We start from the raw sequence: 17484 nt of genomic DNA on the forward strand, positions 1-17484 counted from the left end.
TTTATTCGCTAAACGACCCGCGAATAATATTTTTTATCCGATTTTTTAAGGCACGCTCCTTAGTCCAATAGTTCAAAAATACCTGCCGCACCCTGACCTGTTCCCACACACATCGTCACCATACCATACTTTTTACCACGACGTTTCAGCTCATGCAAAACCTGCACGGTCAGCTTCGCTCCTGTACAGCCAAGCGGATGCCCTAAAGCTATCGCCCCGCCATTGACATTGACTTTTTCTTCGTCAAGTCCCAACTCACGAATAACAGCCAAAGATTGGGAAGCAAATGCTTCATTCAATTCAAACAGATCAATATCTTCTTTTTTAAGTCCTGCCTGTTTCAATGCTTTAGGTATCGCGTAGATCGGTCCGATTCCCATGATGCGCGGCGGCACCCCTGCAACAGCAAAACTGATCAGCTTAGCAATGGGTTTAACACCTAATTCTTTCACTTTAGCCTCAGACATCACCAGTACAAATGCTGCGCCATCCGATGTCTGTGAAGAGTTTCCTGCCGTTACTGAGCCGTTAGCAGCGAAGACAGGCTTCAGCTTACCCAAAGCGTCTAGCGATGTATCTGCACGAGGCCCTTCATCGGTATCCACAACATATTCACGTGTTGCGATCTTCCCATCTTTCAGATAGTTCTCTTTGACTGTGATCGGCACAATACCATCTTTAAGATGGCCATTTTGAATTGCGGCAACAGCCTTTTGATTGGACTTCAGTGCAAAGGCATCTTGATCTTCACGGGATACATTATAATCTTTTGCTACAGCCTCCGCTGTGAGCCCCATACCCCAATACCAATCGGGATGCTCTTTAGCGACAACAGGGTTGGGAACAATCTTCCAGCCTCCGAAAGGCATTCCTGACATCACTTCAACACCTCCGGCGATAATAACATCGGCCATACCTGTTTTGATCTTTGCAACCGCCGTAGCGATCGTCTCCAATCCAGAGGCACAATACCGATTGACAGTGACCCCTGGCACTTTATCTGTATCTAAACCCATTAGGGAAATAAAACGTGCCATGTTCAGCCCCTGTTCTGCCTCGGGCATCGCATTACCGACAATGACATCATCTATATCTTCTTTATTTAAATTCGGCACAGTGGACACAAGATGTTTAATCACATCTGATGCTAAATCATCAGCCCGCATAAAGCGAAATCCTCCTCGAGGCGCTTTACCTACTGCTGTACGAAATCCTGCTACTATGTATGCTTCCATTATTTGAGATATTAGTAGTTAGATATTAGTAGTTAGATTTTTGACCTTGAGCAAAAGCTTTTGTTGAAAAATGTAGTTAATTTTCTGCAATTCCTCCAGCTTGTCCAAAAGCCCCTCTAAATCCTCTTCTGATAAATAACCTAAATTTTTTGATATTATTAACTGTGTTTCGACTTCATATGTAGACGCATGTGCTATTGCTAAAAACTGAACAAACTCTTTATCTGAATTTCTTCCTGCACCCTCAGCAATATTTGAAGGAATAGATACAGCAGCTCTATTTATTTGTGAAATGAGATTAAATCGTTCACAATCCGGGAAAGTGGCTGTAGCTTTATATACTTCAGATACCAACGCAATAGATTTCTGCCAAAGTATTAATTCCTTATAATTATGCATATCTAAATACTATGTACTAAATACTTTTGTCTATCCTAATTCCGCAAAGGCTTTCCTTTTGTCAACATGTACTGAATTCTTTCAAGTGTTTTACGTTCAGCACAGAGTTCGAGGAATGTTTTTCGCTCAAGATCCAACAAATACTGCTCGGATACTTCTGTTGGCGATGACAGGTTGCCACCACACATTACCCAACCCAGTTTTTCTGAGATTTTGCGGTCATAGTCGGAGATATAATTTCCTTCACGCATCGAAGATGCGCCTACATATACAATCCCTAAACCTTGATTGCCCAACACTTTGATATCGTTTCGTGGTGCAGGCTGTACGTAGCCTTCATCCGCCAACTCCAATGCCTTTGCTTTGGCGTCAGCAAGTAAACGTGCACGGTTCATCGTAATTGCAAACTTATCTTTCTGTAGATAACCCAGCTCATAGGCCTCGTAAGCAGAGGTCGATACTTTCGCCTGACCAATGGTCAGGAATTTATCCTTTAAAGTATTCTGAACGATCTGGTCATCTTTAAATTCTTCGGAAGCACGTAATGTAAATTCTTTGGTTCCACCTCCCCCTGGGATAACACCTACCCCCAGCTCTACTAAGCCCATATAGGTTTCGGCATGAGCCTGCACAAAATCTGCATGCATCGAAAATTCACAGCCTCCGCCCAAAGTCATCTGGAATGGTGCTACCACAACTGGAATAGATGAATAACGCAAGCGCATGGAAGTATTTTGGAAGGCTCGAACGGCCATATTTAACTCATCAAAATCCTGCTCTACGGCCATCATGAAAATCATTCCGATATTGGCTCCTGCGGAAAAATTCTTACCATCATTGGAAACAACTAATCCTCGGTATTCTTTTTCGGCAAGATCTATCGCTTTATTCAATCCCTGGATCACATCGCCACCGATGGTATTCATTTTGGTATGAAACTCACAATTGATGATTCCATCACCGAGATCAATAATGGAAACTCCGGTATTCTTCCAGATCGTTTTACTTTCACGGATATGATCCAATACGATCAAATCTTCGGTTCCCGGAATAGGTTTATAGGATTTGGATGTGATATCATAATAATGACGAACACCATTTTCTATCTTATAGAAAGATTCATGTCCCGAATCCAACATTTCATGCACCCAGGATGCTACTTCGCCATCTTGTCCGGGCAAACGCTTCTCTTCAGCTTTGATCCTAGCCAGGGTATCACGCACCCCTAAAGCATCCCATACTTCAAATGGGCCAAGTTCCCAGCCAAAGCCAGCGCGCATGGCATCATCTATACGGAAGAAATCATCTGTGATTTCAGGGACACGGCGTGAAACATATTCAAATAAAGGATAATGCATGGCACGGAAGAGCTCCGCCGCCTTGTCTGTCCCCTGTTCATAGACTTTCATCCGTTTACGAATATCTTCAACTGGCTTGGTCGCCTCTAAAGTGGAAGATTTAACTTTTTGTTGCGAGCCAAATGTTAATGTTTTAAGATCTAAGGAAAGAATTTCAGAATTACCATCAGCGGCTTTTACCTTTTCATAAAACCCTTTTTTTGTCTTTTCCCCGAGCCACTTGTTTTCAACCATCTTACTGATAAAGGCCGGAAGCTGGAAGACGCCTTTTGCCTCGTCTTCAGGCGCATTCTGTGCCAGACCGTTAGCGACATTGACCAATGTATCGAGACCGACAACATCCGCGGTACGGAAGGTAGCCGATTTTGGATGTCCCATTGCAGGGCCTGTATATTTATCCACTTCCTCCACTGATAGACCCAAAGGCTCGACCAGATGGGTCACTGCAAGCATCGAATAAACACCGATTCGGTTACCGATAAATGCGGGGGTATCCTTACACAAGACAACCGTCTTGCCTAACATCTTATCTCCGAAATGAAGGACAAAATCAACAACTTCTGGTTTCGTGTGCGGTGTAGGTATTACTTCCAACAAAGGTAGATAGCGTGGCGGGTTGAAAAAGTGTGTACCGCAAAAATGATCTTTAAAGTCTTCACTACGCCCCTCGGTCATGAGATGAATAGGAATACCAGAAGTATTGGAAGTAATCAATGTCCCCGGTTTACGGAACTGTTCGATACGATCAAAAACAGACTTCTTAATGTCTAAGCGTTCTACAACAACCTCAATAATCCAGTCAGCCTGGGCAATATCTTTGAGGTTATCCTCAAAGTTGCCTGTTTTGATACGTTTTACAAATGATTTGCTGTAAATTGGTGAAGGATTTGTCTTTAAAGCTGTTTCTAAAGAAGTATTGACAATCCGATCCCGAACAGCCTTACTCTCCAACGTTAGACCTTTTGCTTGTTCTGCAGGCAGCAGTTCACGCGGAACAATATCCAGCAACAGCACTTCGACACCAATGTTAGCAAAATGACAAGCAATTCGCGAGCCCATAACACCCGAACCGAGAACTGCCACTTTTCTAATATTTCTGTTCATCATAACATATTTATCATGCACATTCGTACATTTGGTTTAACTTCTATACGATTACTTCTTCCTTATAACTTGTTGCCAACTCATTGAGCTTAGCCAGAGAAGCAATCAATTGATCACGTTCATTTTCCGAAAAATTATCAGCGAGATATTGATTAAAATTGCGTACCACATCTTTGGCAATCCTTCTCTTTTCGCGTCCCAATTCCGTCAGGTATACTTTGACAGAGCGTTTATCCGTTGTACTGGTCTCCCGGTAGATAAATCCCAAAGACTCTAAATTATTCAACACCCGGGACAAACTAGTTGTTTTAACTCCGGTCAAATTCGCAATCTGAGAAACAGGGGTACCCTCTTTGTGGATATTGATTAAAATATAACCCGCTGCCTGGGTAAAACCATACTGTGAAGCAATTTGATTATATTTATTGGCGATTGTCTGCCAGCCTGTTTTTAAAAAATAGTCGATTGTCTGATTTTGGTTCATAGCGTAATCACAAGCGATTTTATTATTATGCTTGCATAACAAATATACTAGTTAAGAATTAGAATAACAAACCTGAAAATGCAAATTTTGTTAATTCTATTTCCGCAACTCCCCTGAGACAAATTTTCTTGCTTTTTTATGACCAAACTAAATGTGGAAAACTTTTAACAACTGAAATACAATCAAATAAAGAAAAACACAAAACTTTTATTAACAACCAATGTGCAATATTCAAAATTAATTGCGTTAAATTTGTCCTAAACAATATTGACATCGTATGGCTTTAGTAAACATACCGCGCTTGGACTTGTTACATTATACACAAGGAACCCAAGAACAACGAAATCAATTTATTCAAGATATTGGCAAGGCTTTTAACGAAACGGGCTTTGTAACGATTGCGAATCATGGTTTATCGAAAGAATTAATTGAGGAATTATATCAGGTCGTCCCAGAATTTTTTGGTTTACCAACGGAGACAAAAGAAAAGTATGAATTTCCTGAGCTTGCAGGTCAACGTGGATACACGGCTAAGGGAAGAGAAAAAGCAAAAGATGCGAAAACTCCAGACCTAAAAGAATTTTGGCAACGTGGTCAAACAATCGTTGGTGAAGAATATTCGAAAGCTGACTTTCCAGATAACCCTGAGGTCGAGGAAATACCTCGCTTTAATGGTGTGACGGCCGAAGTATATAAAAAACTAGAAGACACAGGGCGTGAATTACTGAAAGCAATTGCGACTTACCTGGATCTTGAAGAAAATTATTTTGAGAAATTTGTAATTAATGGAAACTCGATCTTGCGTGCGATCCATTATTTTCCAATTACGGATCCTGATGCATTGGCTCCTGACGCTGTACGTGCAGGTGCGCATGAGGACATCAACCTGATTACACTATTAATCGGTGCTAGCGCAGATGGCCTGGAAGTCCTGACAAAAGATGGCGAATGGTTTCCGATCAAAGCAAAGGGAGAAGATATTGTCATTAACGTAGGCGACATGTTGCAGCGTTTGACCAACAATAAACTTAAATCAACAACGCATCGCGTAGTCAATCCTCCGCGTGAAAAAATGGGCACTTCCCGCTTTTCGATACCATTCTTTTTGCATCCAAAATCTTCGATGAGCTTGGCCTCATTGGACTCATGTATCGACGCAGCTCATCCAAAGGCCTACGAAGATTATACCGCAGGTGAATATCTGGATGAAAGATTGAGAGAAATCGGTCTGAAAATGTAAGGCAAACAAAATCCACCCATGCTGGATTTTTTTCATAAAAAAAGCAGATCGGATGATCTGCTTTTTTATACTGTAAATTATTTCAATCTGTAACCAACTCCCACGTTCATAAAGATATTGTGTAATCCAAAACTGATACTTTCAAAACCAGTTTTCATAATATTGTTGAAACCATAATCAAGTTGGGCCAGCGCAAAAAATTTACGATTAACTGTATATTGAGTACCCAAGCTTAGTCCAATGTCAATATTCCGTACACTTTCTTTAAAATCATAATCGGCATTGTCGACAATAATCTTGTCACCTGTAGGTTGCTCATGTCGTAGATAGCCATTATAGGCTTCCCCATAGAACTCCTTTTTTATGGCAAAAGAAATATACGGACCGGCTTGAACATTCCAACGGCTTGAAAACTGATAGGTTGCCTGAATGGGCACAGATAGATAAAGATTATGTATTTTAGTGGTTATGTCTCCTGTGTAATACCCTCTCAATTCATCTTTTGAATTATTGACGGCATTAAAAGTTGTTTTATATCCTTTTACTGTCGCTTTCGTATCCATTCCCTTACCTTCAAAGGTAAGGCCTAGCGCGACTCCCCATTTGGAATCAATATGATAGTTCGCTTTCGCGCCCACAAAAAATGGAACGTTCGGGCTGTAACTTTTAATCTTCCGAATTTCTCTCGGCAAGGATAAAGGGGCTGCTCCTCCGATCTTGGTACCCAACATGACCTGAACATCTAATTTACCATCCCTAGAATCTATCTCCTGCGCTTGAATAAATGCTGGAATAGAAGCCATTACGGCTAATAAAACTATATATATGTTAATTTTCATTATTTCTTCGTTACAATTTTGAGATCGTCCACGATCAACTTACTACCAACAGCACCGATAAAATTATCACCATATTTACTTGATGACATCACAATAGCAATGCTGTAATCCAAATTGGTGACATCAGATTCGACCACCGGCCCCGAGTATTTAAAGGGCAAAACAAACTTCACAAAGCCGTTATCACCTGTTCCTCCTCCATTTTCAAGTCGGGCGACAGCAACGATGCTCGGGTCGTTCAAAATATTATGTCCTGTCAAATAGGATACCCTTTTTTTAGGATCTGGCTCAGCGGCCATTAGCTTTTTTCGGTTATAGAAAACCGCATAAATATCACATGAATCCTTCATGTTAACAGGTTTCAAATTTTCATCCGTTACATTCGCTCCCGGAGCATATTTATAATACCCTTCTAAAGCCAAAGGAATCTGATTGAAAGGAAGACCGAATTGCGTTGCAGACAGTGGATCCGTCAATACGGGACCTGTATCGAATGACCCTATAAACAGATTCCCAGCTGCGATAGGTTTTTTAACCATTGCCCCAAAAGATCCGGTGAGTTTTGTTTCTAATAAGGCCGCTTTCGCTCCAGAATGCGCTTCTGTAGTGGTCTTCGTCGGATAGGATTCTGGCTCTTTCACTCCACCTCCGAAACTCAACGTAAGTGAGAAACTCGGATTCCCCGAACCCCAGTTATAAAAATCCTGCCCGTCTATTTTATTAAAGAAAATGGTATATTTCTCATCTTTATCAATCGAAACATCTTCAAATCCGTATTCCGTCGGGACAAAGCCGCCATCTGTTTTAACAAGCTTAACGAGGTAATTCTTCGCAAACTGCTGATCTTGTGAAATTACTTTGTAATATACTCCGTTCTTCAATATTTGATCTATTATGGCTTTATTAACATCCTTTTCACCGGCCGGCATTTCCAAAGAATCTTGCAACAGTTCAATAGTAGCACCCGGAGTTAAATCAAACTTCATATCCAACTTTGCAAGATCATGAATATTAGGCTGAAGATAAATAGTGACCTGATTATTCGTAATTACCGGATTTAACAGAAAAATATCATCCTCTGCACGAACCCCAACAATATCAGCTTCCATATTCAGAGCCTCCTCTTTTATGCAACTTCCCAGAGTAAAAAGTAGCATAAAACAAATTACCCAAGGGTAAATTCGTCTTTGTTTCATAAAAAATAGTATTAGTGTAAATATATTTCCAATGCTGTTGATTATGCATTGAAATGACCGCAAAGCTATCATTATAGCGTCCAAGAAAAGTCATTTCGATCACCTTTTCTTTCTAAGCAACTAATTCTTTACAGCTAAAGGGTGGCTATTAACCGCCGTTAAGCTCCTGTCTAACTTTAGCAGGCAAGCTCTCAACAATGAGGCTATAACTATGCAAAATAAGCTCTTCCAATGCGCCGTCGTTCAATTCCCGGTTAGCAATCACGGTGTTCCAGTGCTTTTTGTTCATGTGATAGCCGGGTAAGACGGTTTGATCATACCGCTCTCTGAGTTCAACAGCTTTCTCCGGATCACATTTCACATTGAATCGTAACCCGTCGATCTGATCCAACCCCACCAATAAAAATATCTTGCCGCCCACCTTAAATACCAACGTATCTGGACCAAATGGTGTCTCCTCTGCCACCGGACCAATGGACAGGCAATAATCCCTTAACTCTTCAATATTCATGTTTTATTCGTTTGATTTAAACATTATCAACCATTAACGCTCTTATTTATGTATAAATTTGACAATAATCAATATAAATCTAACAAAACAACAGCTCAGTTGGTGATTAAATTTGTAATAGGTAAAATTACATGAAGAGTCTAAGAGGGCTAAAAAGATCATTAAGACAGCTAGCAGATGAAAAAACTGTATATCAAGATAATCCTACTCACCATTATATCTTTTTCGACACTACAGGTACAATGTAAAAGTATAGACAGTACAAATCAGGACAACATGACGCAGAACAACATCGTTGAAGCTGTTTCGAAGGGACAGCTTACCATAGCAAAAAAACTATTGGAAGCTGGCGCCGATGCAAACCAAAAAGGGAATGATTCCAAGCCGCTATTATTAGTTGCAACTGAAAAGAAAGATCTAGCCATGGCAAAATTGCTTCTTGCGCATGGAGCAAACGTCAACCTTCAGGACAATATCCTAAATAGTCCATTCCTATATGCTGGTGCTTCGGGCTATACTGAACTAGTTAAACTTTACCTCGATCACGGTGCGGATTTCAAGATTTTCAATCGGTACAATGGTACAGCACTTATTCCGGCCTGCGAACGCGGTCATGTGGAGACTGTAAGACTATTGGCTAATACAAAAGGGTTCCCTATAGACCATATAAATAGATTAGGCTGGACCGGATTGTTGGAGGCAATCATACTTGGGGATGGCAGTCAAAAATATGTGGATATTGTCCAGATACTACTGGACGCCAACAGCGATAAAAATATCGCCGACCATGAAGGCATAACCCCGGTTGAGCACGCAAGAAAAAAAGGATTTAATAAAATTGTTGCCTTACTGGAAACGAAAGGCAACGGGCAATAAAGTATCTGCTTACTCCCTGGACTAAGCATTTTCGGCACCGCCTTTTTTGGCACTAATCTTCTATTTCTGCAAAAGTGCCTGAATCTCTTTTTGGATCTCCACTCCCTTATCCGTGTTGTACCATTTTTGAATCTCTTCTTTAATATCAGAGAAATCTTTTCCTTGTTCCTTCAAGCTCAAGAATAGGTCTTGACAGCCCTTTGGTCGGGGTCCCCAGACTGCCAAATCTGCACCCTCCTGATTTCGAATGATTAGAATCGGGATTGATTTTCCGCCGTTTGTTAAATACGAATCTATTAAAAAAGGAGCACTATCACGCAATTGGATATCGACAGTAATATTGGGATTTTGAGCGGCCATTTTGGTAAGCATTGGTACGGAATGTGCTGCATCGCCGCACCAAGGTTCAGTAATAATGATCCATTGTTGTTTTTCCGAAATCGTGTTGACAAACTGCTGAAACGCCTCGCTTGGCTCAAAACGTTTTAACCAACGCCCCATTCTTGTCCAGTTCATTTTAGTGTATTGATAATATTCGTCATCCTGGTAGGTCGGGTGATTTTCAGGATGATTCAATATATCTTCGAATTGTTGCAAATAATTTTCGAACGTCATAACATCAATTTTGTGCAAAGGTAATTTTTAGATCCAACTTTCTCAAAAATTCTATATACCAAAGATTTTACATTCCCCCATAAGATTTCACACTTATTAACAATTAACTAAATTATCTTTGGCAGATACAACCAGTAAATGAAAAGATTAATTCCATTATTTCTATTAATTTTCATAATCAGCACCGCTTATTCCCAAACGAGCATCAAGGGGAAGATTTTAGATAAAGCTGACAATAAGCCTTTGACCAATGCCTCGGTCATCTTGCTAAACAGAGACTCCGTGCTCCGTTATTTTAACAGAGCCAATGAAGAAGGAAAATTTCAGATCAAAAACATCAAACCGGGAAGCTATATAATTCTGGCTACTTATCCCAAATTTGAACTTTATAGTGACACTATTGATGTCAGAGATCAGGACATTGATCTCAACGACATTAAAATCAATTCGCAAAGAAATGTATTGGAGGAAGTTATTATAACACGCCGATTACCCATAACGCTTAAAGGGGACACAATAGAATATGATGCGGCGAGTTTCGCTACCGAGAAAAATGCAAAACTCGAAGATCTTTTTCGAAGATTGCCCGGTTTCACGGTGTCGGGTGACGGCAATATAACCGCTCAGGGCAAAACAGTACAGAAAGTCTTTATCGATGGCGAAGAGTTTTTTGGCTATGACCCTAAAATTGCCATCCGGAATGTCCGCGCCGATGCAGTGGATAAAGTGCAATTGTACGAGAAAAAATCAGAAGAGGCCGAACTTTCGGGCATAGATGACGGTGTTCGTATTCAGACAGTCAATGTCGTATTAAAAGAAAAGGCCAGAAAGGGTATCTTCGGAAATGCGGAAGTATTAGGCGGAACAAAAGAACTCTACGCCGGAAATTTGTTTGCAGCTAAATTCAACCAGACTGAACGCATTGGCATCACCGCCAATCACAATAATATGGGAAGCTCCAATAGCCGTGAAGGCTCTTTACGGATGAACAACCAGATTACAGGCCAACCACTGAACACATCTCTCGGCGCTAACTACGAAAACCAGTTTCTCAAAAAGGCTTTAAAGGTAAATGCCAATTACAATTACAATAACAGCAGCAACAAAAATCAGTCGGAAAATTACAACAAAAACATTCTCCCTGATAACTCGATCTTAGAACGAAATAGCAAAAATTACAACGAAAATAGCGCAAGAAGCAATGGTGTCAGATCCAATCTCTCCATGCGACTGGATTCAACCCAAAATATAGAACTTCAAGCCAACGGAAATTGGTCAAATAATTTCAGTTTTAGCGAGTCAGAAAGTTTCACCACAGATGCTGCAAGAGATTCAGTTAGCTCCTTCAAGGAGAAAAATGAATCAAATACATCGAGCCAGAGCAATAATTTTCGCCTGAATTATAGAAAAAGACTCAAAGCGGGCAGTTCATTAAATTTAATGGTCGGCAACAACTATAATGAATCAACTTCGGACAGCAAGATAAATTCTAAAACTATTCTCTATAAAAGTAGCGACACGACAGATATTAACCAAAATCGACGTATTAACAATAAAGGCAATAACTTTTCTACCTCACTGAATTTCAACAACAGACTAAATGATGCCATGAATTTAGCTTTGGGCTACAGCTTCAATCAGTCAAACAACAGGAATGAACAGATATCAAAAGACATGGCCACTGATGTGAAAGATTCATTATACTCTAAAAATCAGATCGACAACAATACCAACCAGGGCGTCAATGTGCATTTGTCTTATCGAAAGGATAAATTTGAGGTCAATCTCTCCAACCGGACATTCTACAAAAATCAAAAGTTAAGCGATAGTGACCGGGGTATAAACCTTTCAAGGAATTTTTGGGACAACAATCTAAACTTCGATGCCAATTACCGGATTTCAAACAGTAAAAATATCCGGCTGGCCTACCAGAGTTCGAATATCATTCCTTCATTTGATCAGCTACAGCCACTGCAGCCCCAAACAAACCCATTGTTTCAACAGATTGGTAATCCAGACCTCAAACGGGCTGTCAACAACAATATTTCGGCAAATTATAATGCCTTCAGCTTATTGAAGGGAACCAACATTAACGTGAACGGGAATTTCTCTTTTGTCAATAATCCAATTGTGAACAAAACAACGGTCATGGAGAACTCAGCTCAGATCAGTAGCTATGAAAATTTATCCGGCAAATCGAACTGGAACGGCAGATTGAACATCAATCACATGCAACCTCTGGCCAACCGTCGCATTAACTTCAATAAAAGTGCAAACATCAGCTATAACAATAGTTATAGCTACACTAAATTTGAAAGCGGCCAATCCCAAGATGAGTTTCTACTAAACAATTCAAAAAACACCTCTTTCAGCCTTGGATCGAGTTTAAATGAGCAAAATTCAGAAGGATTTGATTTTGACCTCTCGGTGAATGCAGGCCTCAATGCACAACAAAATTCAATAAACACACAATATAACGCAACTAATTTTGAAGGTGGGGCTTCGGGTTATATCAAGTATTTTCTACCGAAGAAATTTAACATCATGACGAACATTTACTATAGCTATACTGGGCCTACTAAACTGTACAAGAAATCAATTAATCAATTTTATACCAACCTGGAACTAGAGAAAAAGGTATTGAAAGACGAAAGTCTGACAGTCAGCCTGAAAGCCTTTGACCTCTTTAATACGTTTAACAATACACGTCGTAATGGCAGTGATACCAATTACTCGGAATCCACCCAACAGGTATTGACGCAGTATTTTTTAGTTGGCGTCAAATGGGATTTTAATAAATATTTAGGAAAAAGCAATGATTAAAACATATTTAACCATTATTATCTGCTGTCTTAGCGGGTTATCTCTCCAGGCACAATACGCCTATTTTGGCAATAGGGGGACCATTAGTTTTGACAAGGTGACGTATACAAAAGCCCGCATGCGACAAATGTCCAATGACATGAGCTCCAAAATGATGGATCGGGGCATGGGCTTTATGGAGCACCTCGATAAGATGCCGGACTCGCACACGGATCGAATGAACCTATACTTTGATGAGAATGCTACCGTACTCATGCCCGAAGAGAGCACAAGTACCGAAAAGCAGAACGGTGATGGCAAAATGCGAGCTCCAAGCATTACTACAGGTGGCCGAGGCGGCAGAAATCAAGGCGGCTCGCGTGGTGGAGGCGGCGGAACCCAACGAGGTATGCTCAGAGGCGGAGCCAGTAAAAATGGAAAAGTACTCTATCAGGATTTAAAAGCCGGGAGAGCAGACATTCAATTGGATATTGACGAGAAATATTTGCTTTCCGAAACCTTGGATAGCATCACCTGGCGCTTTACCGAGGAATTTCGCAATATTGCTGGCATCAACTGCCGAAGAGTAAATGGGGCTACCAAAGACTCCCTTTATCTGATTGCCTACTATGCCGAAGAAATACCGGTCTCTGCAGGTCCTGCCCTGAGCCATGGTCTTCCGGGCATGATATTGGGGCTGGTCATACCTGAGATGCACATCCAATACTGGGCAACAAATATCGCTTATACCAATAATCTTGTTCCCACAGATTGGCGGGACAAAAAATCAAAGCAGATGAAATTGGAGGAATTTTCGGCGCTCTTTGGCAGATATATGCCACGTAATCGTCAAAATGAGTCTGCAAAAAAACGGATCTTGGAGCAACTTGTCTATTGAAAATGTCAGTTTGGCAGTACCTAAGGACAAATTGATGACAAATAGTGATTTTTTTACAAAACATTCGGATTGGCATAAGGGTTGATAATAGAGTGATAGAATTTATTTAAGTAAAAAATTAAAATACAAGATATGTCTAAAATTATAGGAATTGACTTAGGTACTACAAACTCATGTGTTGCCGTAATGGAAGGTAACGAGCCTGTAGTAATTACGAATAACGAAGGTAAGCGTACCACTCCTTCCATTGTAGCTTTCGTAGAAGGTGGCGAACGTAAAGTTGGTGACCCAGCTAAACGTCAAGCAATTACTAATCCACATAAAACTATTTATTCTATAAAACGTTTTATGGGACTTTCATATGATGAGGCCTTAAAAGAAGCTGAACACGTACCTTATAAAATCGTTAAAGGTGACAACAATACACCGCGCGTAGAAATTGACGACCGTAAATACACACCACAAGAGATCTCTGCGATGATTCTTCAAAAAATGAAGAAAACTGCTGAAGATTTCTTAGGTCAAGAAGTAACAGAAGCGGTTATTACAGTACCTGCATACTTCAACGATGCGCAACGTCAAGCAACAAAAGAAGCTGGTGAAATCGCTGGTTTATCTGTTAAACGTATCATCAACGAACCTACTGCCGCTGCTTTAGCTTACGGTTTGGATAAAGCACATAAAGATATGAAAATCGTTGTGTTTGACTGTGGTGGTGGTACACATGACGTTTCTGTGTTAGAATTAGGTGATGGTGTATTTGAAGTAAAATCTACTGACGGTGATACACACCTTGGTGGTGATGACTTCGATAACGTGATCATCAACTGGTTAAATGAAGAATTCAAAAACGAAAACAATGGCTTTGACTTGAAAAAAGACCCAATGGCCTTGCAACGTTTGAAAGAAGCTGCTGAAAAAGCGAAAATTGAATTATCAAGTGCAACTTCCACTGAAATCAACTTGCCATATATCACGGCAGATGCAACTGGTCCAAAACACTTAGTTCGTACTTTATCCCGTGCTAAATTTGAGGCTTTGGCAGCTGACTTGATCAAGAGAACAATTGCTCCTTGTGAGTCTGCTTTGAAAAATGCTGGTTTCAGCAAATCAGATATCGACGAAATTATCTTAGTAGGTGGTTCTACACGTATCCCGGCAATTGTTGACGCGGTAAAAGCTTTCTTCGGAAAAGAGCCTTCTAAAGGCGTAAACCCTGACGAAGTTGTTGCTTTAGGTGCTGCAATCCAAGGTGGTGTATTGACTGGTGAAGTAAAAGATGTACTATTATTGGACGTAACGCCACTTTCCTTGGGTATTGAAACAATGGGTGGTGTGATGACCAAATTGATTGAAGCAAATACGACTATCCCGACTAAAAAATCGGAAACATTCTCGACAGCTTCGGACAACCAGCCATCTGTGGAAATCCACATCTTACAGGGTGAGCGTCCAATGGCAAACCAAAACCGTACGATCGGTCGTTTCCATTTGAACGATATCCCGCCTGCACCTCGTGGAGTGCCTCAAATTGAAGTTACTTTTGACATTGATGCCAACGGTATCATCAAAGTGTCAGCAAAAGATAAAGCAACTGGCAAAGAGCAAAACATCCGTATTGAAGCATCTTCAGGTTTATCTGATGACGAAATCAAACGCATGAAAGAAGAAGCTGAAGCAAATGCGGATGCTGACAAAAAAATGAAAGAAGAAGCTGACAAAGTAAATGCAGCTGATGCCCTGATCTTCTCAACTGAAAAACAATTGAAAGAATATGGAGACAAAATTTCAGCAGATAAGAAAGCTCCTATCGAAGCTGGCTTAACAAAATTAAAAGCAGCTTATGAAGCTAAAAACTTCGCTGATATTGATGCAGCTTCTGAAGAATTGCAAAATGCTTGGAACGCAGCTTCTGAAGAGATGTATGCAGCTTCTCAAGGTGGTGCACAACAACCTCAAGGAGATGCTGGTCAAGCACAAGGCGGAAGCCAACAAGGTGGTGATGACGTAACTGACGTAGATTACGAAGAAGTGAAATAATCACTTTTCCTGATAAAACAAAAGCTCCAGACATGTTCATGTCCGGAGCTTTTTTCTTTTAAGAACAGTCCATTTTTTCAGAAAAATAAAGAACTGCTTATCTATTTTTCTGAAAAAATGGACTGTTACTATTTACGATAATGGCTCAATATACCTTTGTCCAGTGTCGCCCAGATTCCCGCTGGCATAGCTGCTTTTTTCAACGCATTGTTTGTCCAGGTATTACAGGAATAGAACATGCTATAAGCACCCTTCGCTTCGTAAAAGGCATCTGCATCGTCATACTGTGCATCTGTCTCGACCAATATGGGTTTACCTTCACGAAAATCCAAAGAGTCATAGATGTACTTTACCAATGTGCGATATTGTTCCTCACTTATTTTATACCCAAAACACAACTCATTTTCTTGCATGGCATTATAGTAGGTGACATGCATTGCTGATTGGCCCAATCCAAAGGCTGCCACAAAAGCCGTAGATGCCTTAAGGTCTTTCCATTCTGGTGTATCTAAATAAAAACCCTTATCCCCCCAACCTATCCCCATATACTGATAGCCTGTTTTTTTACCGACCGTATTGGCATAAGGAAACACATTGGACCAATCCAGCTCTTTCATAACGACCGGCAACACAATATCCGTGTGTACACCATTGGATTTGACAAACACCTGAATGGCCTGATCTGTAGAAATCTCTTTAGATGATGCGGAGAGTCGGGACAGACAATACTCAGCAACAATATATAAAACACAAAACCCTATAATTCCTAAAATAATGTATCCTAACACCTTAAGTATTTTTTTCATTTAAATCATTCATTTTTTATCATAATCCAACATGTGGGTATAATCTTGGCCACCCCAATGCTTCCATTTCCTACAACACGACTGCCATTCGCAACATCTGCTCGATTAGGCACAAAAAAACCTGTATTGTTGCCAACACAGGTTCAATATAAGCTATTTCTGCTAGCTTTTAAAATAACTTCTCAGGATATACACCATCGGCAACCAATTTAGAAATTGATTCCTGCACGATAGGTTTATCCTCCTTATAGGTCACTCCAAACCATTTTGATGAAGTAGGGATTACTTTAAAATCCGCCAGTTTATGTTTCACCATATAATCTGGAACCGAAGGAATAAAGAACTCTGCCTTTAAATTCTCTTTGTTTTCCTCAACAAAAGCAGGGAACATCGCTTGCGCGACTTCAAATATTTTTGGTGTAAAGCCCCAAAAGTTCATCGATACGCGTGTCTGTGGATCCAAATCGTATTCAACGCCATTTTCCTCATAAACAATTTTACGATCATCGCCCTCACCTTTGTAATAGATATTGGTACGCTCGGTAACACTTTCCATATGTCCAGAAGCACTAACTTCGCAGACACCGCGAGATACATACCCGTAATCAGACATTGTATTTCCGACCTGGAAGCCCATCAATGACATCTGCTCGTCTGAAACTTCAGTCGTTAAAAACTTAGCCATTTTGTCAAAAGAATCCGAACCATAGAAATCATCTGCATTGATCACACAGAATGGTTCGTTCACCTTATCCTTAGCGCTCATGACAGCATGTGCTGTGCCCCAAGGTTTCGTTCTTTCAATGACGTGATTCACGCCGAATTTCGATAAATCAAAATCTTGAAAAGCGTAGTCTACTTCTATTTTACCTTCCAATTTTTTATCAAAAACGTCTTTCATCTTCTCCAGGAATTCTTCCCGAATAATGAATACCACTTTTCCAAATCCTGCGCGAATGGCATCATAGATTGAATAGTCAATAATTGTCTCGCCGTGTGGGCCAAAACTATCTACTTGTTTTAAAGAACCATACCGGCTAGCCATTCCTGCTGCCAAAATCAAAAGGGTTGGTTTACTCAT

General features: G+C 40.4%; 15 protein-coding genes. 5 read left to right on the forward strand and 10 right to left on the reverse strand.

The window, feature by feature from the left end; all coding sequences use genetic code 11:
- Nucleotides 1-59: 59 nt before the first annotated feature.
- From ABTV71_RS26410 to ABTV71_RS26425, 4 genes are read right to left on the reverse strand one after another with little or no spacing between them, the layout of a single operon-like run.
- Nucleotides 60-1235 (reverse strand): acetyl-CoA C-acyltransferase, encoded by a 1176-nt coding sequence (locus ABTV71_RS26410; RefSeq protein WP_121120734.1) that lies wholly within the window; start codon nucleotides 1233-1235, stop codon nucleotides 60-62.
- An 18-nt stretch (nucleotides 1236-1253) separates the two neighbouring features.
- Entirely contained in the window at nucleotides 1254-1634 is a 381-nt protein-coding gene (locus tag ABTV71_RS26415) for a four helix bundle protein (protein ID WP_433901628.1), read from the reverse strand.
- A 35-nt stretch (nucleotides 1635-1669) separates the two neighbouring features.
- Nucleotides 1670-4099, reverse strand: a complete 2430-nt coding sequence (locus ABTV71_RS26420; RefSeq protein WP_121121255.1) for a 3-hydroxyacyl-CoA dehydrogenase/enoyl-CoA hydratase family protein — start codon at nucleotides 4097-4099, stop codon at nucleotides 1670-1672.
- Between the two features lie 40 nt (nucleotides 4100-4139).
- The gene (locus tag ABTV71_RS26425) at nucleotides 4140-4580 is read right to left on the reverse strand and encodes a MarR family winged helix-turn-helix transcriptional regulator (RefSeq protein ID WP_104383719.1); all 441 of its coding nucleotides are present in this window, start codon (nucleotides 4578-4580) and stop codon (nucleotides 4140-4142) included.
- 277 nt (nucleotides 4581-4857) lie between these two features.
- On the opposite strand from ABTV71_RS26425, the gene ABTV71_RS26430 reads away from it, so the two are divergent.
- Nucleotides 4858-5820, forward strand: coding sequence for an isopenicillin N synthase family dioxygenase (locus ABTV71_RS26430; protein ID WP_121120736.1), 963 nt, complete (start codon nucleotides 4858-4860; stop codon nucleotides 5818-5820).
- A gap of 77 nt (nucleotides 5821-5897) precedes the next feature.
- On the opposite strand, the gene ABTV71_RS26435 is transcribed toward ABTV71_RS26430, so the two are convergent.
- The 3 genes from ABTV71_RS26435 to ABTV71_RS26445 form a co-directional block, all read right to left on the reverse strand.
- Nucleotides 5898-6659, reverse strand: coding sequence for a porin family protein (locus tag ABTV71_RS26435; protein WP_121120737.1), 762 nt, complete (start codon nucleotides 6657-6659; stop codon nucleotides 5898-5900).
- Nucleotides 6659-7855, reverse strand: coding sequence for a PCMD domain-containing protein (locus ABTV71_RS26440; protein WP_121120738.1), 1197 nt, complete (start codon nucleotides 7853-7855; stop codon nucleotides 6659-6661). The genes ABTV71_RS26435 and ABTV71_RS26440 overlap by 1 nt, the downstream gene beginning before the upstream one ends.
- A 148-nt stretch (nucleotides 7856-8003) precedes the next feature.
- Nucleotides 8004-8366 carry an MmcQ/YjbR family DNA-binding protein gene (locus ABTV71_RS26445; RefSeq protein WP_121120739.1) on the reverse strand — a complete coding sequence of 121 codons (363 nt, stop codon included), beginning with the start codon at nucleotides 8364-8366 and terminating at the stop codon, nucleotides 8004-8006.
- A 177-nt stretch (nucleotides 8367-8543) separates the two neighbouring features.
- Between ABTV71_RS26445 and ABTV71_RS26450 the strand changes: the two genes are divergently transcribed.
- On the forward strand, nucleotides 8544-9242 hold the full coding sequence (locus ABTV71_RS26450; protein WP_433901629.1) for an ankyrin repeat domain-containing protein: 699 nt from the start codon (nucleotides 8544-8546) through the stop codon (nucleotides 9240-9242).
- A gap of 60 nt (nucleotides 9243-9302) precedes the next feature.
- Here ABTV71_RS26450 and ABTV71_RS26455 read toward each other — a convergent pair whose 3' ends face one another.
- Nucleotides 9303-9857, reverse strand: coding sequence for a thioredoxin family protein (locus tag ABTV71_RS26455; RefSeq protein ID WP_121120741.1), 555 nt, complete (start codon nucleotides 9855-9857; stop codon nucleotides 9303-9305).
- Between the two features lie 138 nt (nucleotides 9858-9995).
- On the opposite strand from ABTV71_RS26455, the gene ABTV71_RS26460 reads away from it, so the two are divergent.
- The 3 genes from ABTV71_RS26460 to dnaK all read left to right on the forward strand — a co-directional run bounded on the left by ABTV71_RS26460 (nucleotide 9996) and on the right by dnaK (nucleotide 15597).
- Nucleotides 9996-12680: a TonB-dependent receptor gene (locus ABTV71_RS26460; RefSeq protein ID WP_433901630.1), complete on the forward strand. Its 2685-nt coding sequence runs from the start codon at nucleotides 9996-9998 to the stop codon at nucleotides 12678-12680.
- Nucleotides 12673-13557, forward strand: a complete 885-nt coding sequence (locus ABTV71_RS26465; protein ID WP_433901631.1) for a GLPGLI family protein — start codon at nucleotides 12673-12675, stop codon at nucleotides 13555-13557. Before ABTV71_RS26460 ends, ABTV71_RS26465 begins: the two co-directional genes overlap by 8 nt.
- A gap of 132 nt (nucleotides 13558-13689) precedes the next feature.
- Nucleotides 13690-15597: a molecular chaperone DnaK gene (gene dnaK, locus ABTV71_RS26470; RefSeq protein ID WP_433901632.1), complete on the forward strand. Its 1908-nt coding sequence runs from the start codon at nucleotides 13690-13692 to the stop codon at nucleotides 15595-15597.
- Between the two features lie 128 nt (nucleotides 15598-15725).
- Here dnaK and ABTV71_RS26475 read toward each other — a convergent pair whose 3' ends face one another.
- Both ABTV71_RS26475 and ABTV71_RS26480 read right to left on the reverse strand, forming a co-directional pair.
- The gene (locus tag ABTV71_RS26475) at nucleotides 15726-16403 is read right to left on the reverse strand and encodes a TIGR02117 family protein (protein ID WP_433901633.1); all 678 of its coding nucleotides are present in this window, start codon (nucleotides 16401-16403) and stop codon (nucleotides 15726-15728) included.
- A gap of 169 nt (nucleotides 16404-16572) precedes the next feature.
- Complete coding sequence (locus ABTV71_RS26480; RefSeq protein WP_433901634.1) at nucleotides 16573-17484, reverse strand: nucleotidyltransferase family protein; 912 nt, start codon at nucleotides 17482-17484, stop codon at nucleotides 16573-16575.

Source organism: Sphingobacterium puteale (assembly GCF_050986225.1).
Taxonomy (GTDB): domain Bacteria; phylum Bacteroidota; class Bacteroidia; order Sphingobacteriales; family Sphingobacteriaceae; genus Sphingobacterium; species Sphingobacterium puteale.